The following is a 25,881-nucleotide window of genomic DNA, read 5'->3' as shown; positions in this document are numbered from 1 at the left end:
CGGCGAGGAGCCTGCTTTCCACCCGTGGCTCCCGCGCGCTGTCAGGCAGGCGAGAGGCGCTCACTTCTCCGCGACGTCGAGCCTCCGCCAGGACGGCTGTAGGGTGAGTGACACCGTCCCTCCCGCCGGGATGTCCAGCTCCTCGGTGTGGAACTGACCGGGCACGTCGGACGTGTGGAAGAAGACGGTGACCCTGCCCTCGGGGACATGGGTGAAGACGACCTCCGGGTTGTCCTCCCTGTACTGCCAGGGCAGGCCCTGGAATATCAGGTGGCGCAGCGCCGATGAGGTGCTGGGAGGCGGCACCACGCCGGGTACCAGCCCCAGGCCCACGCCCACTTGCGAGGGCAGGCGCAGCTTCACCGTGGCCCCTCCCGTCGCGGGCAGGAAGGCCACCGTCAGCGCTCCGCGCTCGGGCAGGTCCACGCTCAACGGCTGGAAGTCCGGCAGTGACTCGTTGCGGTGCCGCGCAATCAACTTGAGCGCATAGCGGCCGGGCTCCAGGCCGCGCAGCGTGCTCACGCCCTTGCCCATCTCGACCAGGCCTTCGTCGCCCGCTCCCTGGTAGCTGATGAACGCGTCCACCGGACGGCCCTGGCGGTCCCTGGCCGTCACCTTCACGCGAGCGCCGGACTCCATCCGCGCCGTCACCTTCTCCTGCGTGGCGGCCACTGGAACGAGCAGCTCGCGGTAGTTGCCCGGGTGGCTCATCCGGAGGGTGTGGGGACCGGAGGCCACCTTGTCCAGATAGAACTCGCCGTCGCTGTTCGTGCGCGCGCCCGCGAGCTGGCCCCGCTCACCGTCCTCGTCAGGCTCGGCGTCGAGTTCGACCGTGGCGCCCTTCACCGGCGCGCCTGTCTCCGCGTCGAGCACCAGCCCCTGGATGTAGCGCCCCTCCTCCAGCCGGATGTCCCCCAGGTCGACATCCGCCACGTCCACGCCGCCCTTCACCGCGCGCGTCGCCGTGGGCATCTCGTACACGCTGAAGAGGTACTGACGGGTGATGGGCTCTTCGTGGAGGGGGACGGCGAAGGTGCCGTCCTCGCTCTGGACCCGCGTGTGTCCCACGGTGAAGGAGTGCTGGGGCGCGCCGTCTGGTCCGAGGAGCCGTCCCCGGACGTGGGGGTGGCGCCGGAACACCAGCCGCACCTGCTTCGTGTCCGCCGTGAAGTGGACGTCCTCGCCGCTGCGCACGACTCCCGAGCAACGCTCCGGCAGCAGCTCATGGCCTGGCTTGATGGCGAACAGCGCATGGTCGAGGGGGCCCAGGCCGCGAAGGACGAAGCGCCCCTCCGCGTCCGTGAGGACACCGCGCGGTCTCTCGTGCCGGTCCCCGTGGATTTCGATGAACTTGGGGCCATCGACCCTGGCCAGGGACTGGGCTCGCACGGAGAGGCCCTGGACGGGCTGGCCGGCGGTGTCGACGGCGATGCCCTCCAGCGAGTGCTCCTCCTGGAGCCGCAGCTCCACCTTCGTCACCGTGTCCGGCAGCAGCTCCACGTCGGCCCAGACCCTCCGGTCCACGCTGGACGCCCATTGCTTGGCCTCCACGCGATAGCGCCCCGGGTAGATGCCCTTGCGGCGGAAGTGGCCCTGGTCGTCCGTGCCCTCGGTCTCCAGCAGGCGTTCCTGCTCGTCGTCGTGGTCCAGCGGGAGCACGTTCACCATGAACCGCGCCACCGGCAGGCCGCGCGCATCCGTCAGCGTCCCCTCCACCGTCGCGCCCGCGCGCAAGGTGAGCGTCACCTCGGGGCCAGGGGCTGTCGCCACCACGGTCTCATGGACGTAGTCGTCGCTGCGCGCCGTGATTTCGTAGGAGCCGCCGGCGCGCGTGGCATCCATCACGAAGCGTCCGTCCCGGTCGGAGAAGGCCAGCTCCTGCGCCTCGTACTCCTCGGGGCCTTCGGTCCCCATCAGCTCCATCGCCAGGGGCACGCCCGATATCGGCTGGCCCGCGCCGTCCACGACGCGACCGGTGATGGTCTGCGTGCGCTTCAGCGTGAAGTCCCGAGGGCCCATGCCAGCGGCCAGCTCGTGCTCCTGGCCCACCGTCAGGTCCACATGGCCTTTCGCCTCGACGGTGAACTCCCACGGGCCGGGCTCCACGGGGCCCAGGCGGTAGTGGCCGTTCGCCGCGGTGACTGCCTCCAGGGACTCCCGTCCGCCCTGTCTGAAGTGCGCCTTCACACGCGCGCCCTCCACCGCGCCGTGCGCATCATCGAACACCGTGCCCTCGACCTGGAGCGCCTCGCCCAGCTTCAACACCACCTCGGGAGGAGGCGCTGAACCCAGCACCACCCGTGCGAAGGCGTACCGGCCCCCTTGCTCGACTGTGAGCGCGTACCTGCCCGTGCTCAGCTCCAGCGTGAAGCGTCCCTCCGCGTCCGTCTTCGTCCGGGGAACCGGCGCCCCGTCGTCCAGGTCGGCGCGTGCCGCTCGGACCTCCACTCCTGGCACGGGCGCTCCGTCGGACAACACCCGGCCATGGAGCGCGCGGGGCCGATACAGCGTCACCTCCCGGAACTGGTCGCTGTACCGCTCCGGCGCGAGCGTCGGCAGCCAGCCCTCCTTCGTCGCGAGCACCTGATAACTCTGGCGGGGAAGGGGCCCCAGCCTGAAGCGGCCCTGGTCATCCGTGCTCGTGTCGAAGAAGCGGGTGTGGTGCATGCTGACCGCCGTCACCGCGACGCCCGCCAATGGCTCGCCGTCCCCGTGGACCTGGCCCGCCACGAACCACGGCGGCTCCAGCAGCAGCTCCACGTCCTGGCTGCCAGAAGGAACGGCGGGGCGCAGCGCGGTGCCCCGCTCGGAGAGCGCGAGGAGGGCTTGAGGGCCCTCGGGCAGTCCCTCCAATACGAAGGCGCCGTCGTCGCCCGACACGGTCTCCGCGTGGATGGGAGCTTCACCCTGCCGCGCGAGCAGCAGCGCGGTGAGCGTGTCCTCCACCTGCGGCAGACACCACGGGAGCTTGCGCCGACCCTGGGACGCATCGACCAGCGCCTCCCAGGAGGGAAGCACCTCCTCCGGACAGGGGAGCTCCGACAGCGTCTCGCCCGCCTCCGGCCACGACGCGGAGACGCGCGCGCCCGCCACGGGTCGACCCAGCGAGTCCACCACGGTGCCGCGAATGGACAGTCCCGCTCCCGCCTGCTCCGCCCGCGTGGGCGCGGACGTGCGCGGAAGCGAATCCCCCGAGGCGCGCCGGGGCGCTGGAGCGACTTCGCGCGCGGGCGCCATGGGCTCGGTGCTTCCGAGCATCCACCACGCCAGGAGCGCGAGCACCCCCGCGATGACGCTCCCCCACTTCCACCCGCGCATGATGTGCTCCGGCTGTCCGACGACGTCGAGTCGTCACGATAACAGCCGGAGCCCACCTGGCGCGGTTGGCGCTACCGCACGGTGCCCGCGTCCGTGCCCTTCGTCGGCTTGCCGGACCCGCCCGTGCCCTGGTGGTCCAGGGCGCCCTTGTTGTCGCCAGAGCCACCCATGGCCCCGGAGTTGTCCTCACGGCTCCGCTCACGGCACCCCGTCATCGTCAGGGCCGCCGCCACCGCCGCCACCGTCAGCCATCGCGTGAAAGTCCTCATCGCGCGCTCCTCCCTTTTTTAAGGCTCGCCCAAGGCTGGGGCCGCACCGCGCGCGGGGCATGGTGTCCCAGGGTGCTTGCTTGCTCGTCAGCCCCGGGCCGGAGGACAGGCGCGGTGCTCAGTCCTCGCGGCGCAGCACGAGCAGCGCGTACTCCAGTCCGCCATCCATCAACGCCTGCTGGAGTCGCAGGTGCTCGCGGCGGGACTCCCCTCGGGCGAGGACGCGCGCCGGAGGCTGACCGGGGGACGTGAAGCGCTCGTGAGCGAGCAGCTCCAGCGTGAGAGACCAGAAGCCCACCACGCGCGCGGACACATCGTCGCGGACCTCCAGCTCCAGTCCGGCGGCGTGCGCGGCGGACAGGTATTCGTCCAGGGAGCCGATGCGCGTGCGCCAGTACCGGTCGAAGGGCGCGGCCAGCTCGGGGCGGCCCAGGAAGCAGTCCGCGATGGCCACCACGCCTCCGGGCCTCAAGAGCGCACGCACGCGGCGGAACCACTCCGCGCGCGGCAGGTAGCTGCTGCTCTCCACCGCCACCACGGCGTCAAAGCAGGCGCGGCCCGGGACCGCGAGCGCGTCACAGTGCAGGGGCTTCACGCGCGCGCCCACGCCCTCGATTTCGGCGAACGTGCGCACCAGCTCCACGTGCGAGGGCACGTTCGTCACCGCCGTCACCCAGGCCTGATGCTCGGCGGCCCAGTACAGCGAACCGCCGCCCAGGCCGCAGCCCACGTCCAGCACGTCGGCTCCGCGAGGGAACGAGCCCACCGCGCGCGCCAGCTCCGCGAGCAGGGCCTCCTGGGAGGCGTGGACGCGCTCGCGCACGAGCGGCTCCGGCTCGCCCGGTGGAGGCACGTCGTCCACCAGCCCCACGTGGAAGTGGATGCGGGGGCCGGGCCCGTAGCGACGGAGGATGCGCTCCGTCTTCTCCTCGTAGTAGGCGGCCACCGCGTCATGGCGGGCTTCACACCGTGGGGGTTCCGCCCTCATGGCTCCACCTCCGGAAGTATCGGTTCGATGCGGCGCAGCGCCGCGTCCAGGCAGCGCAAGTCTTGTCCGCGCAGCGCCTCCGCGGCCTGCCTGCCCCACGTCACCACGGTGAGCCGGTCGCTCGGGGGCATGGAGGTGAAGCGCGGGTCCTTGGAGCGGATGTCCTCCGCCACATGGGCGGCCACACCCAGGCTCAGGCCCACCGACACCGCGCGCTCCTCCAGCCACGTCCCCGCCCAGAGCACGCGCAGGTACGCGGCCCACTGTCGCCCGGCGATGCCCTCCGCCACCCGGCGGAACAAGGGCTCGCTCCACGCCTGGGCGCGCACCTCCAGGGCCTGCGGTCCCGCGGCTTGCGCCAACAGCCGTGCGCTCTCCTCCATGGCGTTCGGGAGCACGCGGGCGCGAGGCTCCGCCAGCGTGGCCCAGGCGAGGTTCTGCAGGAGGAACTGCGCGCACGGGCCCATGCGCAGGGGCGTGTCGTAGTAGGTGCAGTCGCCGTCGATGAGGTCGTCGGCGAGGTTGCCCGCGCAGAAGATGAAGAAGAGGCCCACGCCGCGCGCCGTGAGCACGGGGCGCTCCAGTCCGGCCTCCGCGCCGGCTTCGTAGAAGAGGGGCAGGGGGCCCGGCTGGGCGGCCTCCAACGCGGCGAGCACGTCGTGCTCCGACTCCTCGGGCAGCTCCAGTCGCCGCAGCACCCGCAGGGCCTCTTGGTAAAGGGCTCCACCGCTCATCGGTACTCCCTGGGCAGAAACAGGCGCAGCAGGGCTCCGCCGTCCGGGGCGTTGCGTCGGTACAGCATTCCGCCGCTGGCGCGCAGCAGGCACTCACTGGTGTACAGGCCCAGGCCGGTGCCCTCGGGCTTGGACGTGTAGAGCTCCTCCGCGGGGACGTCGAGGAGCGCGGCCGGGAAGCCCGGCCCGTCATCCGCGATGACCACTTCCAGCCGGCCGCTGAGCGGCTCCACCCGGGCCTGGATGCGCACGCGCGAGGCGCCCTGCTTGCCGTCTCCCTCGCAGGCGTTGAGCACCAGGTTCTCCACCACCCGTCGCAGCGTGGTGGCCCCGCCTCTCATCAGCGCGCGCAGCGGCTGCCCCGGCTCCACCGCCACCTCGAAGTCCACGTCCGGGAAGCGCAGGCCCATGCTGGTGCGCACGCCCTCCAGGAGCGGCGTCAGCTCCACCGGCTCCGGCTCCGAGCCGACATAACGCCGGCCCTTCGCGCGAATCTCACCGACCATGTTCCGAATCTGGGTGAGGCTGTCGTTGAGCGTCTTGACCAGGTCCTCGAAGTCGCCTCGGGCCAGCGCGTTGCGCTGCACCCCCATCACCGCCAGCATGTCCGCCGCGGTGCCCGCCGACATGAGCGCGCTGTCCAACTCGTGGTGGTAGCCGAGGATTTCCCCCAGCGCGCGCGACAGCCGGCCCACGTCCTGTTCCTGCTGTTCCAGCAATTGCGCCTGCACGGCGGCGCGCAGGCGCTCGGCTTCCGCGCGGGCCTGGTCGTGCTGCACGGCGAAGGTGCCCAGGTACAGCTCCGCGGTGAGGGCGGCGGGGCCGATGACGCCGAACAACACCAGGTGCTCTGGGCTCTCGAGCAAAGGCAGCGCGGCCACCAGCGCCAGCGCCGTGCCCAGGGCGAGGAAGGGCTGCCGGGGCGTCACGCGGTGCAGCCGGCCGTGGAACGCGGTGGTGAAGAGGAAGAGGGAGGTGATGACGGTGGCGCCCTGCAGCTCCGACATCGCCATCAGCGCGGCGAGGAAGAAGTGCAGCGACGTCACGCCGAGCAGCAGCCACAGCCAGCCCCACGTCTCGATATGGCGCCGCTTCCGGTGGACCGCGGAGAAGAGCAGGCCGCTGACGAGCATGGGCGCCGCGCACAGCAGCCCGTCGACGAAGGAGATGCCGAAGAGGGTGCTCGCGCCCGGCGCCCACGCGACGGCGGCGAGCACCGCCAGCACGACGGTGGTGAGCGCCCACCAGGCCCCCACGCCGGCGGCGGCGAGCACCTCCGCGGTGTCCTGGGCACGCGTCCAGCGCCGGAACGAGGCCGTGACGGCGGCGCCGCCGGCGAAGCGTGTCTTCATACGGTGGTGGACAGGGTGCAGCCCGCCACTCGTTGGAGCTCGTTCACCTCGCGCGTGGCGTCCTCGACGCGCTGACGCAGCTCCTGGACGAGCCGGGAGTGTCCGCGCCGCGTGACGCGGACCTCCACCTCTCCACCGGCCAGCAGGTGGTGCAGCGCCTCCATCACCGGCTCCAGCGCGGGGTTGAGTCCCACCGCGCCACCGGGGCCTTCCACGGCGCCCAGGTCCTGGATGCGCTGCAGGTAATCGCTCACCGCGCCGACCAGGGGGACGCTGACCAGCCGGGGTCCCCAGGTGTCGTTGTCGCTGCTCATGTCGTCTCTCCCCCGGGCGCCCGCTGGCGTCCCTCGCTGCGGTGGTGGTGGTGGCGCGCGGGGCCAGACGCCTCACGCGGGGCGTCCGCCTCTCGCCGCGCACCTGGGGGGCTGCTTCGAAATGGCTTTCGATGCGACACGTGTCGAAGCCACATGCTGGTTGCCCCCCGCGAACCAGGCAGGCACGACTCCTTCGTCGCGCGAACGGAAGCAAAGCGAGCCGTCAAGGACGGAGTCAAACCGCCGGGGCCGCGAGTGTTCTTTAGTGTCCGGCGACACCGCCCCGGAGGGTGGCGAGGTGGTGGAGAGCCGACGTGATGTCCGCGAGGCGACTGCCCTGGGAGCGGGGCCTTCCAGGCGGCCGGGTGCGCTGAGGGAGGTGTCCACCGCGCCCCGCCGTTCCCACCGTTGCCGGGGGTGCCGGCATGGCCAGGGTGAGACAGGTGAGCGAGCACGGGGCGGAGGGCGGTGTCGAGCGCGTCTACCACGAGCTGCGGCGGACGATGCGCGTGACGGGCGTGGACGTGTCCTTGCGCACGTGGGCCGCATACCCGCGCTTCTTCGTGGCGATGTGGGAAGCGCTGGGGCCGAACGTGGAGACGCGCGCCTTCGAGGAGTCCGCGCTGGGCCTGTGGCAGGAGGTCCTGGACTCGACGGTGCAGTGGGAGGCGCTGGGCGCGTGGGGCGCGACGAGGCTGGGGCCCAGCCAGCGCTTCCACGCGCGCGGAGCCCTGGAGCTGTTCGAGACGATGCAGCCTCGGGTGATGTTGATGGTGTCCGCGGTGCGGATGGCGCTGGAGGGCCAGCCGGTGGGACAGCAGGGCGCCCTGGGGACGTCGGAGCGGCTGGAGCGTGGCGTCCCCTCGCGCATGGCTGCGATGGACTGGGTGGCGGAGAAGCCGGGCGACGCTGTGCTGCGGACGTTGTTCGCGGACATCGTGAAGACGGTGGGGCCGCCGGGAGTGCCGGGTGAGTACCGCGCGCTGGGCTGCTGGCCCTCGTATCTGGAGACCGCGTGGCGACGGCTGAAGCCGCGCATGAAGGACGAGGCCTTCCAGCGCGCATCGGAGCAACTGTTGGAGTCCGCGCGACGGCGGGCGCGGGCGCTGCCGTACCCGGTGGCGTTGAGTCGCGAGCGGGTGTCGGCGTTGGGGGAGAACGCGGAGGCGGTGCTGAAGGTGACGCAGGCGCTGGAGCGGCGCTCGCCGGCCTTGCTGTTGAACCTGTCGCGGCTGGTGCAGGACGTGCCGGACATGCTGCGTCAGCCGATGCCGGGAGCGTCCCGGCTGGTGCCGGACTGGGTGGCGGCGGAGGAGCTGCGATGAACTGGCGCGAGTGGCAGGGGCGACAAGAGGTGATGGAGCTGGGCAGTCGGTTCGTGAGCTACGTGGACTGGGGCTCGGGGCCGCCGGTGGTGCTGCTGCACGGCATTCCGAACTGGGGCTACCTGTGGAGCGGGATTGCGCCGGGGCTGGCCGAGTCGTACCGCGTGCTGGCGCCGGACCTGCTGGGCTACGGGTTCTCCGACCGGCGCGACAGGTTCGACCGTTCGATATCGCGGCAGGCGGAGGCGCTGGAGGCGTGGATGGACCGCCTGGGCGTGGTGGACGCGACGGTGGTGGGGCACGACGTGGGCGGCGGCGTGGCGCAGCAGCTCGCGGTGCGCTTTCCCCAGCGGGTGGGGCGGCTGTGTCTGATGGACAGCGTCTGTTACGACGCGTGGCCCAAGGGGTTGATGGCGCAGCTGGGCACGCCCGCGATGGCGCGCAGGCTGACGCCGGAGCGCCTGACGCGCTTCTTGACGCAGGCACTCAAGCGCAAGGGCTTCGCGACGCCGCAGACCGCGGAAATGCTGGAGGGGTTGCTGGCGCCGTACGCGACGGAGGTGGGGATGGTGTCGCTGTCACGCGACGCGGTGGCGCTGAACACCAACCAGACGCTGGAGCTGGCGTCGAAGCTGGGGCACCTGGTCGTGCCGGTGCTGGTGTTGTGGGGGGAGAAGGACGGCATCCTGCCCGCGAAGTACGGCGAGCGACTGGCGTGGGACATCCCCGGTGCGCGGTGGATGAAGGTCCCGAATGCGGGGCACTTCGTCATGTGGGACGCGCCGCACGCGGTGGCGATGGAGCTGTTCCGCTTCCTGGAAGGGGTGTCGCCGGTGAGTCACGCGACGACGCGCTCGGTGGCGGAGGAACTCTGGGGCTCGGAGGCGCCCGCGCCCGCATGACGGGCGCCGCGTATTGGTGCCTTGGCGGGGGCGGCGTCTTGGTGCTCGCTCCCGGGCCGTCCTCGCGCTAGAGGCGCGGTATGCGTGACCGAATCCAGGCGGTGCTTCGTCAGTTGGCCCAGGCTCCCGAGCTCGAGGCTCGCTGGCTGCACACCCTGTCCCTCATGGAGTTCATCGGGGCGCGGAAGATTTCGCGCACGGTGGCGGACCGTCATCCTTCGCTGGAAGTGCTCGGACATCTGTCCGACGAGACGCGCCACGCGTTCGCCTTCAAGCGCCTGTCTGCCGAGGTGGCCGGGAGTGAAATCACCACCTTCCTCTGTCCGGAGGCGGCGGGCCGCTACTTCCAGGGGCTGGACCACGAGCTGGCCACCTGGGCCACCGCGCACACCGGCCAGCCCGACGTGTACCTGCACTACCTGCTCACCACGACGGCCATCGAGCGCCGCGCCATGGTGCTCTACCCGCTCTACAAGGCGGCCTCGCGCAACACGAGCGTCCGTGAGGAACTGGGGCGCGTCGTCACCGAGGAGCAGAGCCACCGCCGCACCATCGAGGACGCGTGCGTGGCGCGCCTCACCGCCGTGGGTGCTTCGTTGGAGGAAGCGCTGGCCCTGGAGGAGCGCCTCTTCGGAGCGTTCCTCGCGGAGCTGGAGCCCGCCGTGGAGAGGGAGCTGGCGGCGCTGCCGTCACCCTCGGCCCTCGCGGCTTCCGACGTGGGCACCCCCGCGGTGCGGGCATCGTCCTCAGTGAAGTAGGGGCGACGCGGACCGTGGACTACGACAAGGGCTGCGCGAGGTAGTCGCTCGCCACCAGCACGAGCTTCCCCTCGCGCCACTCCGCGCGCAGGTTGCGGGCCTTGCGCGCGCGCTTGCGACTGAGCTCCACGCCCACCGCGTCCAGGCCCATGGCGTTGGCCACGGCCAGCGCGGTGCCGTGGCCACAGAACGGGTCCACCACGGTGCGCGTGGACGTGTTCTCCAGGATGAAGCGGCAGGCGAGCTGACACGCGTCGACACCCATGCCGCGCGTCCAGGTGACTTCGCCCGCGTCCGCGAGGACATCCGCGGTGGACTTCGCCAGGTCCGGGCGCACGCCGCGCGAGAAGCACAGGAAGTGGGAGTACGCGGGCCGGCCGTACGTCACCGTCCCGGGGGCGCGGCGACAGACGACCTTGTGCCAGAGCAGGCCCAGGCCTGTCTCCTCGGCGGCGCGTGAGACGAGGTAGCCCTTGTCGACCCAGAGGCCTTCGTCCTTCACGTCCGTCTGGTAGAAGATGGCGACACCGTCGTCGGGCACGCGCGTCATCACCAGCGCCGCCGCGCGGATGAACCACGCCTTCCACTCGGGCAGGGACAGCGAGGGGAACTCCGACGCGTCCGGCAGCGACGCCACCGCCGAGCACCCCGCGAGCACCGGCTGGGCCGCCAGCCACGTCAGCGCGTCCTCGCAGTGCACCGTGCGCCGAGCTTCGTGCCGCGCGCCGCCCGTCCCATCCCGTTCGTCCGCCATGAGGCGGCGGACTCTGCCAGAGCGGAACGCCGCCCGTGAGACAACCCACCACCTCCGCTCCCCGCCAACCCGACTCATACCCACCGCGAACGCCTACATGCGCCCCCTGGAACTCTCCTGAGTGTCATGGCTTGCTTTCGCTTCTGCACATTTCTTCAATACTGCTTTATCCTTTTCGTCTGAGGAGACGACATGAGCACGATTTCCGCATCTGACGGGACCTCGCTTCACTATCGCGTCATCGGCGAAGGACCGCGCACGGTGGTGTTGGTGCATGGGTGGATGGTGTCGGGTGCGGTGTGGGACTCGATGGTGGAGCGGCTGGACCTGACGGGGCTGCGGCTGGTGGTTCCGGACGCGCGCGGCACGGGTCAGTCGGGGAAGCCGGCGGGTGGGCATTCGTTGGAGGGGCTGGCGAAGGACGTGCTGGCGGTGGTGGACGCGGTGGGTGCCCAGCGCTTCTCGGTGGTGGGGCACAGCATGGGTGGGCAGTTGGCGCAGTGGATTGCGTCGCACGTGCCGGAGCGGGTGGAGGCGTTGCTCTTGCTCAACTCGGTGCCCGCGTCGGGGCTGCCGTTGCCGCCGGATGCCGCGGGGTTGTTCCGGACGTCGGCGGGAGACCGCGAGAAGCAGAAGATGATTCTGGGCCTGGCCTGCAAGAAGCTGTCGCCGGAGTCGCTGGAGTCGCTGTTGAAGGACTCGGGGTCGGTGAGCGCGGCGTCGATTGAGCAGGCGTTCGACGCGTGGACGCAGGGTGGCTTCGCGGACCGGCTGTCGAAAATCGCGGCGCCGACGTTGGTGGTGTCGACGGACGACGCCTTCCTGCCGCCGGCCTTCTTGCGGCAGGCGGTGGTGGAGCCCATCAAGCGCGCGCGCATGGCTCACATTCCGGGCCCTGGACACTATCCGCAGGTGGAGAGCCCCCAGGAGACCGCGGCGGTGTTGTCCGCCTTTCTGGCGGGCTCCGCGCCCGCCTGATTCCGGCTTCGAGGAGGCAGCACGATGGCCTGGAACATGTCCTTCGAGTACGACGCGCAGAACGACGTCGTGACGGCCTACTTCACCGACTGCGTCCTGGTGAATGAGGAGGACGTCCTGCGTTGGCGGCGGGAGGTGGAGGTGCACCTGTCGCGCTACGCGGGGTCTGGCAAGGTGGACCTGCTCATCAACCTGGATGGGTTGGTGGTGAAGTTCACGGCGGGGCGAGTGTTCGGCAAGGAGCGGCGTGAGGTGCTGGAGCGTTTCACGCATCGCTCGTACCGGTTTGGTGGGGACGACATGACGCAGATGTTCGTGCTCACCAGCGGGGCCATCAACGGCGCGGCGGTGAATCACTACGCCACGCGCGACGAGGCCCTGGCCGCGCTGAAGGCCGAGCGCGAGGCCCTGCGTCAGCGCGGGCCGTCTCCGTTCGGTGGAGGCTTCGCCGGCAGCAAGGCGTGAGGGTGGGGCCTGTGCTCGGCCCCCTCGCGCGGGTGTGTCAGGACGCCTCGGAATACGCGGCGCGGATTTCGGCCATGGGCAGGAAGAGCCGCAGGGGCCAGGGCGAGGTCGGAGGCTCGCTCTCGGCGAGCAGCGGCTCGTAGCCGAACCTCTTGTAGAAGTCGCGAGCGTGGGCGTCCTTGGCGTCCACGATGACCGCCACGGCGCCACTCTGGGCGTTGATGGTGAGCGCGCGAAGGTGGGCGTCTCCGAGGAGGTCTTCGCCATGGCCCCGGCCTCTCACGCGAGAGTCCCGTGCGAGGCGCGCGATGAGGACCGCCGGGAGCGGGTAGTGCGGCAGTCTCTTGCCCAGGTCGGGCGGAAGCGTCTCCCGTTTGAGGGTGGTCAGCGAGAGCGTGTAGTAGCCCAGGACCAGCGGTAGAGCGGGGTCGTCGGACGCGGTGCGCCGAAGGACCCAGGTCCGACTGATGTCTCGCTCCTGGTTCTGCCGGGCGGACTCACGGAAGAAGCGATTCAGGGCTTCGTGCTCACACGTGAAGCCACTGCCCGTGTCGCTCCGGGTCACCGCTTGAGTGATGGGGGCGGGAAGGACGATGTCGGACGAGGAGGGTGGTGGCATGAATCCCAGGCAAGTCCACGCGGGTTAGCGACGGCGTTGCTTGCGAACAAGTGCGCGGAGCGCGGCGGTGGGCTTCGCGGGCTTCTCGAGTCGCTTCACCACCCGGTCGAAGTCCGCATCCGGAAGGACAATCTCGACGGGGTCCTTCTGTGAGGCCTGCTCCATGTGCGTGAGCAGGGGCGTGCTGAACTCCCGCACGGTGCCCTGGGGCGTCCGTGGGAGGAACGCGAGCCGGGACCCTCGCCTGGCTTCCAGGGCGGCCTTCGTGAAGAGGGAGAGGGCCTCCTGGACCACGGTGCTCTTGTCGACCCCCAGCTCCTTGCTCAGGCGGGTGAGTTCCTTCATCGAGAAGGACGGCAGGGACGCCTGGAGACGTTCGGTCTGGGGCACGACGGGCTCCGTTCTCTTGGGGTTGCTGTGTACTGAGGTCATTAATACTCAGTTTCTACTCAGTTCAGGGTAATAGCCGAGGAGGACCGCCGCAAGAGACGGCCTGGATAGCAGGCGGGGCCGACATTGCTTGAAGGGGTGGGGCTACACGCCCGCGTACCACTCGTAGCCGCGCTCCTCCCAGTAGCCGCCGGTGGGCTCGGGGAGGAAGTTCACCTCGGTGAGGTACTTCACCATCTTGTAGCCGAGCTTCACCGCCGAGTAGAGGCGCAGCGGCGCGCCGTGCGCCGGTGACAGCGGCTGCCCGTTCATCCCGTAGGCGAGAATCGTCTGTGCGTGGAAGGCGCTCGGCCTGTCCCACGAGGACCAGTAGCCCGCATCGAACGAGCGCAGCTCCACGTAGCCAGCCCTCGGGTCCGCGCCCACGTACCTGGCGACGTCACTCACGCGCACGCCATGCCACGACGCCACCGCGCTCCAGCCCTCCACGCAGTGGTGCCGGATGCGGTACTCCGTGCGCGGCAGCCGCTGCAGGTCCGCGAGTGACAGCATCCCAGGCCGCTCGACGAGCCCACCCACCTTGAGCGCCCAACCTTGAGGCACGAGCGGCATGGACTCGGAGACGAAGTACTGGGGGAAGTCACCAGGCGGCGTGGCCTCTTCGGGCGGCAGCTCCGGAGCGAGCTGGTCCTCGTCGAAGAGAGCCCCCTGGAGCCGCTGATTGATGCGCTCCATGGCCCCGAGGAAACCCTCGCGAGGACGCGCGCTGTCACAGGCGGACGTCGTGAGCGCCGCCGCCCCGAGCAGGACGGAGCGACGCGTGAGGAGCAGAGGACGTCGCGACGGAACGAGGAGCCTAGGCATCCGGCTTCCTCCCGCCCGTCACCATCTCCCCGAACGAGCGCGGATGCAGCAACACCATGACCACGTGCCCCACCGTGAAGAGCACGAACGAGGCGAGCACGAGCAGATGGATGGCGCGCGCGGAGTCATAGCCGCCGAGCAGCGTTGCCAGCGCACCGAGCTGCACGGGCTTGTAGAGCGCGAGCCCCGAGAGCACGGCGAGGATGCCCAGTATCAGCGCGCCCGTGTACGCCAGCCGTTGCAGGCCGTTGTACAGCCCCTGGTCGGGAGGCTGTTTGCGCAGGCGCAGATAGAACGCGAGCGTGCTCACGGCGTTGCGCGTGTCGCGACGCGGGAAGAAGAGCCGCCGCCGCCACTCGCCGCTGAGGGCGAGATAGAGCAGATACACGAAGCCATTGAGCGCGAGGAACCCGCCGAAGGCGAAGTGCCAGCCTCGTGCGCCCGCGAGCCAGTCGCCGATTCGGGCCCACTCGGGAGGTGGCGTGCCCTGGAAGGGATACCAGCCATAGGGCCGCCCCTGCGTGCCGAGCATGGGATAGGCCGCGAGAATCTGCAGCCCGCTGCCCGCCATGATGACGAGCAGTGGCACGTTGACCCAGTGGGCCACGCGGATGGGCCAGGGCTGTGGGCGACGTGATTCAGGGGCTCGCACGACGCGGCAGGAGAACACCGTGCGTCAACGCCGCGCCGCCGCTCCTGACGCACTGCCCGCTTCCGAACCGCGCTGTTCACCCGATGTCGTCCGCTCGACGCGGCGCTGCCTTGCGGGGCGGCGCGAGCAGGCGGGCTTCCGGGCTGGCTCGGCCGGTTGCTTGGGCGCATGGCCGCTTGCCGGTATCGTGAGACACCGGACATCGCCGAGAGGACGTCACCATGAACCGAGCGAACGCGATGCGACTGGCCCTGCTTGCCAGCGCGCTGGTGCTGGCCACGGGGTGTCATCAGGAGGAACCGCTGGGCGTGCGGGTGGAGCCCGCGGGCTCGCTGCGGGTGGTCACCGTGCTGCCGCGCTCACTGCCGCTCGACACCGTGGCTCGCGTGGAGGTGTCCGCGACGCCGGCTCGGGGTGCTGTCGTCACCGCGGCCCTGAGCAGCTCCGAGGCGCCGCTGTGGCAGGGACTGCTGCGGAGCCTGCCTTCGGGGGCGGGAACCTCGGTGGGGGCGCGGGTGCTCGATGCGACGGGCGCTGTGCTGGGACAGGTGGACGTCCCGGGCGTGGAGTTGTTGAAACACCATGACGCGCTCGTCGTGCTGGTGCCTCGCGCGACGGACTCGGAGGCGCCCCTCACGGCGCCCGTCATCGATGCGGTGGTGGGCTCGCGGGCATCGGTGTCTCCAGGAGCCGCGCTGAAGCTCCGTGCGCTGGCGCATGCCGTCGATGCGTCGGAGGTGCTGACGTATGCGTGGAGCGCGACCTCTGGCACCTTCGACGATGCGACGGCTGTCGACGCGGAGTGGACGGCGCCGCTGCGGCGTGGCGCGGTGAACCTCACGCTCGCGGTGACGAGCGCGCGAGGCGCGGTGAGCACGCTGCGCTTCTCGGTGGACGTGGAGCTGGCGGGCGGCGGGGACCTGGTGCACACGGCCTCGCTCAATCACGCGCCTGTCCTGACGGAGCTGGGGGCCCAGCCCGTGTCCCAGGCGCGCGTGGGGCTTCCGGTGACGCTCCAGGCGGTGGGCGTGGATGACGACGGAGACGCCCTGACCTTCGCCTGGACCGCGACGTGTGAAGGGACTTTTGAGAACGCGGCGGCGGCGGCGACTCGCTTCACGCCGAGCGCCGCGCCTCAGGCCGCGTGTGACAACTGTCGGCTGACGTTGCGAGCGAGTGATGGCTTCGGGGCGCATCGTGAGCGCTCGTTGGACTTGTGTGTGACGAACCCGCTGCCGCCGAGCATCATCGACGCCTCGCAGTCGGAGACGGACGTGTCGGCGGGGAGGCCGGTGCGACTGACGGCGATGGCGGCGGACCCTCAGGGGGAGCCGCTGACCTTCGCGTGGACGACGAACACGGGCCTGCTGGGGAACGCGGTGCGCGAGAGGGACTCGGGTTCGGTGGACTGGGTGGTGCTGTCCTGTATTCCCGTGGACACGCCTCCGACCATCACGCTGACCGTCACGAACCTTTCGGGCCTGAGCGCGACGCGGGAGTTCACGGTGGAGTGGGGGGACTTGCTGTGCGGCGAGTTCCCGCCGTGCGCCGCGACGCTGGAGGACTCGAGGGTGACGCTGGCGGCGGACTGCACCACGGAGCAGACGGTGTGGATTCCCGATGGATACACGTTCGATGGAGCGGGGCATGTGCTCACGGCGGTGGACCCGCGGGGACGGCGCTTCCGAGGTGCGGTGTTGAGCAGCCTGGGAACGACGGCGCACGTGCGAGCCGTGACGGTGGCGGCGCGAGGCCTGTCGGAGCTGGCGTGTGACGGTGGCGCCGCGCGGCTGCGGGGCATCCTGTTCGAAGGGGCGAGTGGCTCCATCGTCGACAGCGAGGTGCTCGACGTGAACCAGAAGGAGGGCGAGGGCGGCTGCCAGGAGGGCGTGGCCATCGAGGTGCGGAACGCGCGTGACGCCGAGACGGTGACGAGGGTGGAGGTGCTGCGCAACCGGGTGGCGCGCTACCAGAAGGCGGGCATCTCCGGCACGGGGCGAGTGGAGCTGAACGTGGAGGACAACCAGGTGGAGGGCGGGGGACCGGTGCCCTTCATCGCGAGAAATGGAATCCAGTTCAGCGATGGTGCGACGGGGCGGGCGACGGGGAACCGGGTGACGGGGAATGCGTACTCGGGAGGAGAGACGACGGGCTCGGGCATCCTCGTCGCGGGCGGGGCCTACTACGACATGGCGCTGTGTGAGGACGTCGTCATCTTCGAGAACACGCTGGTGGACAACGACGTCGGCATCAACCTGTCCCAGGCGGAGGAGGACGGTGGACCCTTGTCTGTGTCGACGCGGCTCCGGGTGACGCGGAACACGGTGACGCATGATGGGCCGGTGGTGACGAACGGCTATCCCTATCAGGCGGGCATCTCCGACCTGGGAGGTGCCAACCTCATCAGCCAGAACCACGTCAGCGGGCCGGGGTACGCGCGCGAGACCGAGCCCGATGTGACGTTCGACGTGGACGTGGTGGCAGGGACGGCGTCTCGCCTGGATTTCCTCACACCTGACCGGGAGACAGGAGTGGGGCAGTGCTCGGAGGAGTTGGTGGTTCAGAGTCAGGACACGCTGGGGAACCTGTCCGCGCTGACGGCGCCGTCACTGGTGCTGGAGGTGGCGGGCACGGCGGCGCCGGGAGCGGTGCTCTACTCCGACGCGACTTGCACCCAGGCCCTGGCCACTTCGGGAACGGGCTGGGCACTGGCGCTGGAAGGGCCGCAGCAGGAGGCGACGTTCTACTTCCGCGCGACACAGGCAGGAGCGCTGACGCTCACGGCCACGGGCGACGGCGCGAGCGGGACGCAAGCCCACACCGTCCGGTGAAGCCATGTCGTGAACGCGGCATCTGCGCGCGGCTCACTCCGTGCGACGCCGCCCCGTGGCCGTCACCTGCCGCATGCCCCACCGCATGGGGATGGTGCCGTCGGTGCGACGCAAGGGCTCCACGGCCTGGACAAAGGCGTGCTTGAGCGAGGCTCGCGCCGCCGTGGAGAGCCGGTCCGCGTCATAGGTCGTGCTGAGCGACTCCCACGCGTGCTCCGGAGTCGCATCGCCCTGGACCTCGAGCCGGCGGATGTCCACGTGCGTGAAGCCGCCGAACAGCCCCGTCAGTCCTTCCACGGAGCGCACTCGCGCATCCCCCAGCGGAACGGGGACCCGCGCCTCCGCGGCCAGCATGGGCTTGAGCAACCCCAGATACACCTCGAACGCCTCGCCTCGCACCAGGTCGCCACCGACAACGACGGACACCCGCCCCGTCGGCTTCAGCACCCGCTGCATCTCCGTGAGCACCGTCTCCACGTCGTCCATCAACATCAGCGCCAGGTGGCTCAGCACCACGTCGACACTCGCCTCCGCGAGCGGCAGTGACTGCGCTCGCCCCTGATGCAACGTCGCCGCGCCGTTCAGCCGCGCCCGCGCCACCGCGAGCTCGTGCTCACTCATGTCGAGCCCCACCAGCGCGAGCCCGGGCTGGTTCCTCCGCGCGAGCAGCTCCAGCAGATACCCATCACCACACGCCAGGTCGAGCACCACCCGGGGCCCGTCCTCCTTCGGCACCGCCGCCTCCAGGAGCGCATAGGTGGACGGGAACACCTCACCGTCGCGCAGCACCGGAGCACCTCCGAACTCACGCGAAGTCACCCCGGCGAGGCGACGATGGAAGTCCAGCAGGTAGGACTCGGCGGGGGAGGGCGAGGACATGCCGAAATAAACCCACGTTCGCCGCATCCCTGCCACCTTCCGCAACTTCCGGAGCTGACGCGTGTTGCTACTCCCATGCCCCTGCGCGCCCTGTTTCTCTCTCTCGTCTGTGTCGTCCTCGCCTGTGCTCCTCCTGCTCCTGAGGAAGGGGCCACCGAGACGCCCACCTCTCAACCCGAAGCCACCGTGGCGTCCCCCCGGGACGTCCCGCACGGTCTGATCGCCCCCCTCGTCTTCCCCACGGATGACGCGAGCTGGCCCACGGTGAGTCCAGCCAGCGCGGGCTGGGACGTGGCGAAGCTCAACGCCGCGCTCGACTTCGCGGGCTCCCGCGACACCCGGGCCATCGTCATCCTCCAGGATGGGAAGCTGCTCGCCGAGCGCTACTGGCTGGCGAACTCGAACTTCATGCGCGACATCGCCTCCGCGCAGAAGAGCGTCGTCTCCGTGCTCGTCGGCATCGCGGTGGACAAGCAAGTGCTCTCGCTCGACGAGCGCGTCACTCCCATTCTCGGCGCCGGCTGGTCCAACACGGGCGCGCTGGCCGAGGCCCGCATCACCGTGCGCCACCTGCTGACGATGACCAGCGGCCTGAACACGTCACTCGGACTTCAGGCGGCCCCCGGAACGACGTGGCTGTACAACAACGACGCCTATCACCGGCTGCGCATGATTCTGGAGCGGCGCACGGGCCTGGGCATCGACGCGCTCTCCCACGCCTGGTTGTTCAACACGCTGGGCGCGACGCGCAGCCAGTGGGAGCAGCGCTCCGATACCGACAGCAAGGGCCTGCCCCTGTGGGGCCTGACGATGAGCGCGCGTGACCTGGCGCGCTTCGGCCTGCTGCTGCTCGCGGACGGCGCGTGGGCGGGAACCCGGGTCGTCTCCTCGGCGTACCTCAACACCGCGACCAATTCCTCGCAGACGCTCAACCCCGCCTATGGCCACCTGTTCTGGCTCAATGGCAAGGCCTTCACCCTGATACCGCCGCTGAGCGCGCGCATCGACGGCCCGCTCATCCCCAGCGCGCCACAGGACGTCTTCGCCGGACTGGGCAAGGACGACCAGAAGGTCTACGTCAGCCGCTCACTGGGCCTCGTGGTGACGCGGCTGGGCGCGCAGGCGGGGACTCGCTCGGCGGAGACGCTGTCCGACTTCGACGAGGAGCTGTGGGCCCGAATCATGGCCGCGCGGCTCTGACCCGCGAGGCGAGGTGGGCCGCGAGCCGGTCGAAGTTCTGCTCGTTCGCGGCCTCCACGAACCCGCGCACCTTCTCGACCTCGTCCTTCGATTCGAACCGCATGCGCCAGGTGAGCCGCGTCCGCGCTCCTTCGTCCGCGAAGTCCATCCGCATCTCGAAGTGATGCGTCTGCTGGTGGTGCTGGATGACGATGCGCTCGGCCGGCACCACCTCGATGAACTCCTTGTCCATCGCGTAGCGCGCGCCCTCCGCGCTCTGCATCGTGAAGCGCCACTTGCCGCCGGGGCGCAGCTCGAACTGCTCGAACGTGTTCGTCGAGCCTTGCGGCCCCCACCACAGCGTCAGCTGCTCCGGGTCGCTGAACGCCGCATAGACCTGCTCACGGGGCGCATCGATGAGCCGGGACGAGATGATGTCGCGCGAGGACTCCAGGATGAGCGCCAGCCGGTCGAAGTGCGCCGCCGTGCCCTCCTCGCGAGAGCGGGTGCCGTCTTCCCCGTCGAGGAACGCGGCCTGCTCGGTGAAGACCATCCGCGTCCCCCCGGTCTTCGTGGCGTGGAGCTCCACCGTGGCCAGGGACACGGAGAGGTGCTTGTCGCCCACGCTCATGTCGTAGGCGTAGACCATCCGCTCGTTCGGGATGATGTCGTGATAGCGCGCGGTGAAGACAGTGGAGTGCTTGCCGCCGAACTGCCCATGCAGCAGCTCCTGGCCGCCCACGCGGAAATCCAGCTCGCGCTTCACGAGCGTCCAGCGGTCCGGCGGACCGATGAACCACTGAGCCTTCGTCTCCACGTCCGACCATGCGGCGAAGACGCGAGCGGGTGACGCCTTGTAGGTGCGCTCGATGGTGAACGAGCCATGCACGACGGGAGGGGTCTTCATGTCTTGGTCTTCTTTCGAGGGGTGGGGTTCGGGCGCTCGGGCCCATCGAGCAGCTCGCCGAGTCGGTCGAAGCGGCGCTCCCAGAGTCCGCGTCGGTTCGACAGCCAGTCCTCGGCCACGCGCAGTCCACCAGGCTCGAGCTGACACGAGCGGACGCGTCCGATTTTCTCGGTACGCACCAGCCCGCTCTCCTCGAGCACCTGGAGGTGCTGCACGACGGCGGCGAGCGTGATGTCGAGCGGCTTCGCCAGGTCGCTGACCGACATGGTTCCCCGACTCAGCCGCTCGACGATGGCGCGCCGATTGGAATCGCCCAGGGCATGGAAGATACGGTCGACGGCGCCATGGTTAAGCATGGACTTGAGTATTGGCGAGGGGTCGCCGGATAGTCAAGTCGCGACTTGAGTATGGGTCGGGCCTGAATCGAAGCCGGGTTGCGGTGGCCTCGGCTATCCTGTCCGGGTGAGCCACCTGCTGAAGGAGTTGCTGGGACGCACGGAGGAGGCGCTCGCTCGGCGGGAGGATGATGCGGCCCTCACGCTCCTGTTGGAGGCGTGGAATGAGTGCCGAGCCGAGCCCGTCATCGCGCTCATCCAGCGGCTCTCGGACCACCTCGCCACGGGGCTCCCTTTCTTCGGGGTGCCCGTCCGTTGGGTCCTCGAGGAGGTCCGCAGGCATCCCACGGACCTTCCCCGGGCGCTGGGATGGCTGCGGGAACGCGCGGCGAGTCTTTCGCGCTGTGCGTTCTCCACGGACCTCGACCGGCTGCGACGATGGTGGCCCGCGGATCCGCGCATCATTCCGCTCCTGCTCACCCTCGTCCGTCTTCCGGGAGCGGAGACTCCAGGCGAGCTGAAGATGCTTTGCAGCCTCTTCATGTACGTGGGTGCGCCCTATGACGTGGAGCCCCTGCGCGAGCTGAAGGCCCGGCTCCCTTCAACGCAAGGGGAGGAGGTCGAGCGGTTCGACCTCGTCATCCGGCTGGGAGCTCGTTGGGTTCCTCCCGTGCTCGATGCGGAGACCCTGGCGCGGTGTGACGCGCTGAAGGAGGTCATCGAGGAGCGGGTGGAGAGTGCGCGCCTCGACGCGGCGACTCGGGAGGCGCTGTTCGCCCGCGTCTATGAGGCGCCGGAGGATGACTCCGCCCGGCAGGTGTTGGCCGACCAGTTGATCGAGCAGGGCGACCCACTGGGGGAGTTCATCATGCTCCAGTATGCGAAGGCGCCGGATGAGGAGCACATCGCTCGACTGCTCGTGGCGAACCGGGAGCGGTGGCAGGCGCCGTTGGGGCCTTACGTCGAGCGAGACTACACCCGCTTCGAGCGGGGCTTTCCCGTCGCGGTCCGCCCGATAAAGGGGGACCACTTCCCCAAGTCCTTTCCCAAGCCGGAGCCCGGCTGGAACACGGTGGAGGAACTCCACTGGAATCCGGAGCACCACAGCGACGGCAATGACGTCGCGCAGTGGGGGCGCATGCTCCGGCACCCCGCGTTGCGCCGTGTAACGAGGCTGCTGAATGTTCCAGGCGAGCTGGTGAGCTTGCTGTCCGCGAACAGCTCCGTGAGGCGGCTGGAGTTGAAGAGCTCATTTGAGAGCGGCCTGGCCGATGCGCTGATGGCCCTGCCCCACCTGACGTGGCTGACCATCCCCTATGCCTCGACGGACCTCTTCATCCGGTGTGCCCACTCCCGTCTGGCTTCCCAGTTGGAGTACTTCAAGGCCTCTGGGGAAGATGGATTCTGGAGGCTCGAGGTGACCCGAGGCGCGGAGGTTCCCATCCGGGCCACCGTCACGGGACCGCGCACGCGGGAGTTCGCGCCCGTCCTCCTTGCCGCCGCGAGGTTCAGCTCCCAGGGGCTCCGGATTGAATTGCGAGACGGAGCCGAGGGGGCGCCGCTGCGTGAGGCGCTTGCCGCCTACGCACGGGTCATCCGGGAGTGAGCGGAGGACTCCCGCGCATGCTCAGCGCCTGAAGTTCGCGACGATGAGCAGCAGGGGCTGCTCACGGCGTGAGTCCACGGTGAAGCCCTCGTGCCGCCTCCACGAAAGGCACGACTCCCAGTAAGCGCGACCCCTTGGAACAATCCGCGCCGTCATCGTCGCGCCGTACATCAGGCGGGATGCGAGAAGTCTTCCCCGGCTTCGTGCGAAACGCGCGGTGCTTCCAGGTGTCAGTGCGCCCGGCCTTGTCCCCACCCGCGCGGCCTCAACCTGCACGATGCCTGGAGACCTGTCGTGCAGGTTGCAATCCTGCCCCACGGGGCATGTCCGCAACCCCTCGGAACACCTAGGGTCCTCGGGGGACGGGGTTGGTACGGGCGGTGCTCAATGGGGCACACCTATGTGGCCTCTCACCACGCCTCCATTGCTGCTCTCCCTGCTGCTCCAGCAGGCCGACGCCTCCTCGCCACCACTTCAAGGACCCACGGATACCCAGGCCGAGGCGGAGGCCCCGGGCTTGCTCTCCCGCCTGAAGCCCGAGGGAGGCGTCGACGTGTACTTCGGCCACAACTTCAACCGGCCCGCGAACGCGGCGAACTTCATCCCAGGCACCGGCACGTCCGCGAAGCGCGACAGCGAAGTGGCCATCAACCTGGCCTCCATCGGCGTGAGCCTGGCCCCGGAGCCAGTGGGCTTCAAGGTGCTCCTCGGCTTCGGCACGGGCGCGGAGGTGGTCCACGCGGCCGAGCCCGAGGGCGTCGCCTCCGGGCCGGACTTGTGGCGCTACGTGCAGCAGGCCTCGCTGTCCTTCGCCACCGGCCCGCTGACGTTGGAGGCCGGGCTCTATCCGAGCCACATCGGGCTGGAGTCCTTCCAGTCACAGCTCAACTGGACGTACACGCGCTCGTGGATGGGCGAGCTGTCGCCCTACTACCAGACGGGCCTCAAGGGCACGTACGCGCTGGATGACGCGTGGAGCGTGCAGCTCCAGCTCCTCAATGGCTGGCAGACCATTGGCGACAACAACCGGGGCCTCGCGCTGGGCACCCAGGTGGCCTACGCGGGCAAGCGCCTGTCCGCGTCCTTCAACACCTTCATTGGAAACGAAGGCACCGAGGGCAGCGACGGCCTGCGGCTCTTCGCGGACGCGGTGGCGACGTACGCGGTGACGGAGTCGTTCAAGCTCGCGGCCACCGCGGATGTGGGCACCCAGCGGATTCCAGGCGCGGACCGCGCGGTCTGGTACGCGGCGGGACTCAATGCCCGCGTCCAGCTCTCCGAGCCCGTGGCGTTGGCCGCGCGCGTGGAAGCGTATCGCGACGCCGACGGGCTCATGACGGGCGTGGAGCAGACGCTGACGGGGGGCACGCTCACCCTGGAGGTGAAGCCCGCCGAGCAGCTCACGCTCAAGCTGGAGGCGCGGCATGACCGGTCAACGGCGGACGTCTTCGCCAGCCGCGCCACCACCGACGAAGGCACCCCCATTCCCAAGGACTCCGAGACGCTCGTCGTCCTCGGAGCCACCGCCTACTTCTGAACCTGGAGTCCGTCCATGGACGTCGTCCTCATCCTCGCCACCCTTGGTTTCTTCGCGCTCGCGTGGGGCTACTCCCACGGCTGCGAGCGCCTGTGAGGTCCTCCCGATGACTTTCGAATACGCCGCTGGCGCCGTGCTCGCCGTGCTGCTCACCGCCTACCTCGTCTACGCCCTGCTCCGTCCCGAGCGCTTCTAGGGACTCCGCCATGACCCTCATTGGTTGGTTGCAGATTGTGTTGTTCTTCGCCCTCCTGCTCGCGCTGACGAAGCCGCTGGGCACCTATCTCTTCCGCGTCTTCGAAGGGGAGACGCAGCCGTTGCCGCGCGTGCTCGGCCCCGTGGAGCGCGTCCTCCTACGCCTGACGGGTGCCAGCGCGCGTCGCGAGCAGACGTGGGTGGAGTACTGCGGCGCGCTCCTGGCCTTCAGCGTCGTCGGCATGCTCATCCTCTACGGGCTCCAGCGCGCGCAGCACGTGCTGCCGCTCAACCCGCAAGGCCTGGGCGCGGTGGGACCGGAGCTGTCGTTCAACACGGCGGCCAGCTTCGTCGCCAACACCAACTGGCAGTCGTACGCCGGTGAGTCCACCATGAGCTACCTCACGCAGATGGTGGGGCTGGCGTGGCAGAACTTCGTCTCCGCGGCGGCGGGGCTCGGCGTGGCGTTGGCGCTGGCGCGCGGCTTCACGCGCCGCCCGGGGCCGGAAGGAGCCAAGACGCTGGGCAACTTCTGGGTGGATGTGGTGCGCGGCACGCTCTATGTGCTGCTGCCGCTGTGCTTCGTCGTGGCGCTGTTCTTCGTCTCGCAGGGCATGTTGCAGAACTTCGCGCCGTACCACGAGCTGACCACGCTGGAGGGCGCGAAGCAGACGCTCGCCATGGGTCCGGTGGCCTCGCAGGAGGTCATCAAGATGCTGGGCACCAACGGCGGTGGCTTCTTCAACGCCAACAGCGCGCACCCCTTCGAGAACCCGACGCCGCTCACCAACCTGGTGCAGATGCTGCTCATCTTCTCCATCCCCTCCGCCCTCACGTACACGTACGGGAAGATGACGGGGGACACGAAGCAGGGCTGGGCCCTCTTCGCGGCCATGTCCATCCTCTTCTTCGCGGGCGTCACCGCCGCCTACGCCGCCGAGTCCCAGCCCAACGCCGCCGTGGCCTCCGCGCAGGTGGCGCAGGTGGGCAACCTGGAGGGCAAGGAGGTGCGCTACGGCATCACCGCGTCCGCCCTCTTCGCCACCGTCACCACGGACGCGTCGTGCGGCGCCGTCAACTCCATGCACGACAGCTTCAATCCGCTGGGCGGTCTGGTGCCGCTGGTCAACATGCAGCTGGGCGAGGTCATCTTCGGCGGAGTGGGGGCGGGCCTCTACGGCATCCTCATCATGGTGGTGCTCTCCGTCTTCATCGCCGGCCTGATGGTGGGTCGCACGCCCGAGTACCTGGGCAAGAAGATTGAGGCGAAGGAGATGAAGCTCGCGATGCTCTACGTGCTCATCTTCCCGCTGTTCATCCTGGGGATGTCCGCGGTGGCGGCGGTGATTCCGCAGGGCGTGTCCTCGCTGAACAACGCGGGACCGCACGGCCTGACGGAAATCCTCTACGCGTTCACCAGCGCCACGGCGAACAACGGCAGCGCGTTCGCGGGCCTCAACGCGAACACGCCCTTCTGGAACATCGCCCTGGGGCTGGCCATGCTCGGCGGGCGCTTCCTGATGATTGTCCCCGCGCTGGCCATCGCCGGCTCCATGGTGGGCAAGAAGGTGGTGCCGGCGGGTCCGGGCACCTTCCCGACGAATGGCGCCCTGTTCACCGGCCTGCTGGTGAGCATCGTGGTCATCGTCGGTGCGCTCACCTTCTTCCCCGCGCTCTCCCTGAGCCCCATCGTCGAGCACTTCCTCGCCGGGGCCGGAAAGGTCTACTGA

At 69.7% G+C, this 25,881-nt stretch carries 25 protein-coding genes; 11 read left to right on the top strand and 14 right to left on the bottom strand.

Annotated elements, in window-relative coordinates:
- Positions 1–60: 60 nt before the first annotated feature.
- The 6 genes from HUA76_RS06220 to HUA76_RS06195 form a co-directional block, all read right to left on the bottom strand.
- On the bottom strand, positions 61–3,318 hold the full coding sequence (locus HUA76_RS06220; protein WP_174460259.1) for a carboxypeptidase-like regulatory domain-containing protein: 3,258 nt from the start codon (positions 3,316–3,318) through the stop codon (positions 61–63).
- Between the two features lie 71 nt (positions 3,319–3,389).
- Positions 3,390–3,587 (bottom strand): hypothetical protein, encoded by a 198-nt coding sequence (locus tag HUA76_RS06215; protein WP_174455969.1) that lies wholly within the window; start codon positions 3,585–3,587, stop codon positions 3,390–3,392.
- 118 nt (positions 3,588–3,705) lie between these two features.
- Positions 3,706–4,575, bottom strand: coding sequence for a cyclopropane-fatty-acyl-phospholipid synthase family protein (locus HUA76_RS06210; protein WP_174460258.1), 870 nt, complete (start codon positions 4,573–4,575; stop codon positions 3,706–3,708).
- On the bottom strand, positions 4,572–5,309 hold the full coding sequence (locus HUA76_RS06205; RefSeq protein WP_174460257.1) for a hypothetical protein: 738 nt from the start codon (positions 5,307–5,309) through the stop codon (positions 4,572–4,574). Before HUA76_RS06205 ends, HUA76_RS06210 begins: the two co-directional genes overlap by 4 nt.
- Positions 5,306–6,661 carry a HAMP domain-containing sensor histidine kinase gene (locus tag HUA76_RS06200; RefSeq protein ID WP_174455966.1) on the bottom strand — a complete coding sequence of 452 codons (1,356 nt, stop codon included), beginning with the start codon at positions 6,659–6,661 and terminating at the stop codon, positions 5,306–5,308. Before HUA76_RS06200 ends, HUA76_RS06205 begins: the two co-directional genes overlap by 4 nt.
- Complete coding sequence (locus tag HUA76_RS06195; protein ID WP_217439477.1) at positions 6,658–6,975, bottom strand: hypothetical protein; 318 nt, start codon at positions 6,973–6,975, stop codon at positions 6,658–6,660. Before HUA76_RS06195 ends, HUA76_RS06200 begins: the two co-directional genes overlap by 4 nt.
- A 425-nt stretch (positions 6,976–7,400) precedes the next feature.
- On the opposite strand from HUA76_RS06195, the gene HUA76_RS06190 reads away from it, so the two are divergent.
- From HUA76_RS06190 to HUA76_RS06180, 3 genes are all read left to right on the top strand, one after another.
- Entirely contained in the window at positions 7,401–8,300 is a 900-nt protein-coding gene (locus HUA76_RS06190) for a halocarboxylic acid dehydrogenase DehI family protein (protein WP_174460256.1), read from the top strand.
- Positions 8,297–9,202 (top strand): alpha/beta fold hydrolase, encoded by a 906-nt coding sequence (locus tag HUA76_RS06185; RefSeq protein WP_174460255.1) that lies wholly within the window; start codon positions 8,297–8,299, stop codon positions 9,200–9,202. The genes HUA76_RS06190 and HUA76_RS06185 overlap by 4 nt, the downstream gene beginning before the upstream one ends.
- An 80-nt stretch (positions 9,203–9,282) precedes the next feature.
- A complete protein-coding gene (locus HUA76_RS06180) occupies positions 9,283–9,960 on the top strand; it encodes a hypothetical protein (protein ID WP_174460254.1) in 678 nt (225 codons plus the stop codon).
- A gap of 19 nt (positions 9,961–9,979) precedes the next feature.
- Here HUA76_RS06180 and HUA76_RS06175 read toward each other — a convergent pair whose 3' ends face one another.
- Entirely contained in the window at positions 9,980–10,714 is a 735-nt protein-coding gene (locus HUA76_RS06175; RefSeq protein WP_174455962.1) for an SAM-dependent methyltransferase, read from the bottom strand.
- A gap of 192 nt (positions 10,715–10,906) precedes the next feature.
- Between HUA76_RS06175 and HUA76_RS06170 the strand changes: the two genes are divergently transcribed.
- Both HUA76_RS06170 and HUA76_RS06165 read left to right on the top strand, forming a co-directional pair.
- Entirely contained in the window at positions 10,907–11,692 is a 786-nt protein-coding gene (locus tag HUA76_RS06170; RefSeq protein ID WP_174460253.1) for an alpha/beta fold hydrolase, read from the top strand.
- A gap of 24 nt (positions 11,693–11,716) precedes the next feature.
- The gene (locus HUA76_RS06165) at positions 11,717–12,157 is read left to right on the top strand and encodes a hypothetical protein (protein WP_141646985.1); all 441 of its coding nucleotides are present in this window, start codon (positions 11,717–11,719) and stop codon (positions 12,155–12,157) included.
- 37 nt (positions 12,158–12,194) lie between these two features.
- Here the strand turns inward: HUA76_RS06165 and HUA76_RS06160 are convergent, their stop codons facing one another.
- The 4 genes from HUA76_RS06160 to HUA76_RS06145 all read right to left on the bottom strand — a co-directional run bounded on the left by HUA76_RS06160 (position 12,195) and on the right by HUA76_RS06145 (position 14,682).
- Positions 12,195–12,776, bottom strand: a complete 582-nt coding sequence (locus HUA76_RS06160) for a GNAT family N-acetyltransferase (RefSeq protein ID WP_174460252.1) — start codon at positions 12,774–12,776, stop codon at positions 12,195–12,197.
- A 24-nt stretch (positions 12,777–12,800) separates the two neighbouring features.
- Complete coding sequence (locus tag HUA76_RS06155) at positions 12,801–13,166, bottom strand: hypothetical protein (protein WP_174460251.1); 366 nt, start codon at positions 13,164–13,166, stop codon at positions 12,801–12,803.
- A gap of 144 nt (positions 13,167–13,310) precedes the next feature.
- Complete coding sequence (locus HUA76_RS06150; protein WP_174460250.1) at positions 13,311–14,030, bottom strand: molybdopterin-dependent oxidoreductase; 720 nt, start codon at positions 14,028–14,030, stop codon at positions 13,311–13,313.
- Entirely contained in the window at positions 14,023–14,682 is a 660-nt protein-coding gene (locus HUA76_RS06145) for a cytochrome b/b6 domain-containing protein (protein ID WP_174455958.1), read from the bottom strand. The genes HUA76_RS06150 and HUA76_RS06145 overlap by 8 nt, the downstream gene beginning before the upstream one ends.
- 221 nt (positions 14,683–14,903) lie before the next feature.
- On the opposite strand from HUA76_RS06145, the gene HUA76_RS06140 reads away from it, so the two are divergent.
- Positions 14,904–17,513, top strand: coding sequence for a right-handed parallel beta-helix repeat-containing protein (locus HUA76_RS06140; RefSeq protein ID WP_174460249.1), 2,610 nt, complete (start codon positions 14,904–14,906; stop codon positions 17,511–17,513).
- Between the two features lie 33 nt (positions 17,514–17,546).
- Here HUA76_RS06140 and HUA76_RS06135 read toward each other — a convergent pair whose 3' ends face one another.
- Positions 17,547–18,392 (bottom strand): class I SAM-dependent methyltransferase, encoded by an 846-nt coding sequence (locus HUA76_RS06135; RefSeq protein ID WP_174455956.1) that lies wholly within the window; start codon positions 18,390–18,392, stop codon positions 17,547–17,549.
- Positions 18,393–18,467: 75 nt separating this feature from the next.
- Here HUA76_RS06135 and HUA76_RS06130 point away from each other — a divergent pair, with 75 nt between their 5' ends.
- Positions 18,468–19,592 (top strand): serine hydrolase, encoded by a 1,125-nt coding sequence (locus HUA76_RS06130; RefSeq protein ID WP_174460248.1) that lies wholly within the window; start codon positions 18,468–18,470, stop codon positions 19,590–19,592.
- On the opposite strand, the gene HUA76_RS06125 is transcribed toward HUA76_RS06130, so the two are convergent.
- Together HUA76_RS06125 and HUA76_RS06120 are read right to left on the bottom strand one after the other, a co-directional pair.
- Entirely contained in the window at positions 19,573–20,478 is a 906-nt protein-coding gene (locus HUA76_RS06125) for an SRPBCC family protein (RefSeq protein WP_174455954.1), read from the bottom strand. The genes HUA76_RS06130 and HUA76_RS06125 overlap by 20 nt on opposite strands.
- A complete protein-coding gene (locus HUA76_RS06120; protein WP_141641724.1) occupies positions 20,475–20,834 on the bottom strand; it encodes a helix-turn-helix transcriptional regulator in 360 nt (119 codons plus the stop codon). Before HUA76_RS06120 ends, HUA76_RS06125 begins: the two co-directional genes overlap by 4 nt.
- Positions 20,835–20,940: 106 nt before the next feature.
- Here HUA76_RS06120 and HUA76_RS06115 point away from each other — a divergent pair, with 106 nt between their 5' ends.
- From HUA76_RS06115 to kdpA, 4 genes are all read left to right on the top strand, one after another.
- The gene (locus tag HUA76_RS06115) at positions 20,941–22,419 is read left to right on the top strand and encodes a TIGR02996 domain-containing protein (protein ID WP_174460247.1); all 1,479 of its coding nucleotides are present in this window, start codon (positions 20,941–20,943) and stop codon (positions 22,417–22,419) included.
- A 400-nt stretch (positions 22,420–22,819) separates the two neighbouring features.
- Entirely contained in the window at positions 22,820–23,956 is a 1,137-nt protein-coding gene (locus tag HUA76_RS06110) for a porin (protein WP_174460246.1), read from the top strand.
- Between the two features lie 106 nt (positions 23,957–24,062).
- Positions 24,063–24,152, top strand: a complete 90-nt coding sequence (gene kdpF / locus HUA76_RS06105; RefSeq protein WP_141641721.1) for a K(+)-transporting ATPase subunit F — start codon at positions 24,063–24,065, stop codon at positions 24,150–24,152.
- A 10-nt stretch (positions 24,153–24,162) separates the two neighbouring features.
- A complete protein-coding gene (gene kdpA / locus HUA76_RS06100) occupies positions 24,163–25,881 on the top strand; it encodes a potassium-transporting ATPase subunit KdpA (protein WP_174460245.1) in 1,719 nt (572 codons plus the stop codon).

The organism is Myxococcus sp. CA056 (assembly GCF_013336715.1).
GTDB classification, from domain to species: domain Bacteria; phylum Myxococcota; class Myxococcia; order Myxococcales; family Myxococcaceae; genus Myxococcus; species Myxococcus llanfairpwllgwyngyllgogerychwyrndrobwllllantysiliogogogochensis.
Note: the sequence above shows the minus strand (reverse complement) of the source record. Positions and strands in the feature narration are given on the sequence as shown.

Coding starts and splice junctions, on each gene's coding strand:
- HUA76_RS06185 (WP_174460255.1), top strand. CDS start 8,297: ATGAACTGGCGCGAGTGGCAGGGGCGACAAGAGGTGATGGAGCTGGGC.
- HUA76_RS06190 (WP_174460256.1), top strand. CDS start 7,401: ATGGCCAGGGTGAGACAGGTGAGCGAGCACGGGGCGGAGGGCGGTGTC.
- HUA76_RS06170 (WP_174460253.1), top strand. CDS start 10,907: ATGAGCACGATTTCCGCATCTGACGGGACCTCGCTTCACTATCGCGTC.
- HUA76_RS06110 (WP_174460246.1), top strand. CDS start 22,820: ATGTGGCCTCTCACCACGCCTCCATTGCTGCTCTCCCTGCTGCTCCAG.
- HUA76_RS06160 (WP_174460252.1), bottom strand. CDS start 12,776: ATGCCACCACCCTCCTCGTCCGACATCGTCCTTCCCGCCCCCATCACT.
- HUA76_RS06215 (WP_174455969.1), bottom strand. CDS start 3,587: ATGAGGACTTTCACGCGATGGCTGACGGTGGCGGCGGTGGCGGCGGCC.
- HUA76_RS06150 (WP_174460250.1), bottom strand. CDS start 14,030: ATGCCTAGGCTCCTCGTTCCGTCGCGACGTCCTCTGCTCCTCACGCGT.
- HUA76_RS06200 (WP_174455966.1), bottom strand. CDS start 6,661: ATGAAGACACGCTTCGCCGGCGGCGCCGCCGTCACGGCCTCGTTCCGG.
- HUA76_RS06195 (WP_217439477.1), bottom strand. CDS start 6,975: ATGAGCAGCGACAACGACACCTGGGGACCCCGGCTGGTCAGCGTCCCC.
- HUA76_RS06175 (WP_174455962.1), bottom strand. CDS start 10,714: ATGGCGGACGAACGGGATGGGACGGGCGGCGCGCGGCACGAAGCTCGG.
- HUA76_RS06165 (WP_141646985.1), top strand. CDS start 11,717: ATGGCCTGGAACATGTCCTTCGAGTACGACGCGCAGAACGACGTCGTG.
- kdpF (WP_141641721.1), top strand. CDS start 24,063: ATGACTTTCGAATACGCCGCTGGCGCCGTGCTCGCCGTGCTGCTCACC.
- HUA76_RS06125 (WP_174455954.1), bottom strand. CDS start 20,478: ATGAAGACCCCTCCCGTCGTGCATGGCTCGTTCACCATCGAGCGCACC.
- HUA76_RS06180 (WP_174460254.1), top strand. CDS start 9,283: ATGCGTGACCGAATCCAGGCGGTGCTTCGTCAGTTGGCCCAGGCTCCC.
- HUA76_RS06120 (WP_141641724.1), bottom strand. CDS start 20,834: ATGCTTAACCATGGCGCCGTCGACCGTATCTTCCATGCCCTGGGCGAT.
- HUA76_RS06205 (WP_174460257.1), bottom strand. CDS start 5,309: ATGAGCGGTGGAGCCCTTTACCAAGAGGCCCTGCGGGTGCTGCGGCGA.
- HUA76_RS06220 (WP_174460259.1), bottom strand. CDS start 3,318: ATGCGCGGGTGGAAGTGGGGGAGCGTCATCGCGGGGGTGCTCGCGCTC.
- kdpA (WP_174460245.1), top strand. CDS start 24,163: ATGACCCTCATTGGTTGGTTGCAGATTGTGTTGTTCTTCGCCCTCCTG.
- HUA76_RS06210 (WP_174460258.1), bottom strand. CDS start 4,575: ATGAGGGCGGAACCCCCACGGTGTGAAGCCCGCCATGACGCGGTGGCC.
- HUA76_RS06135 (WP_174455956.1), bottom strand. CDS start 18,392: ATGTCCTCGCCCTCCCCCGCCGAGTCCTACCTGCTGGACTTCCATCGT.
- HUA76_RS06140 (WP_174460249.1), top strand. CDS start 14,904: ATGAACCGAGCGAACGCGATGCGACTGGCCCTGCTTGCCAGCGCGCTG.
- HUA76_RS06130 (WP_174460248.1), top strand. CDS start 18,468: ATGCCCCTGCGCGCCCTGTTTCTCTCTCTCGTCTGTGTCGTCCTCGCC.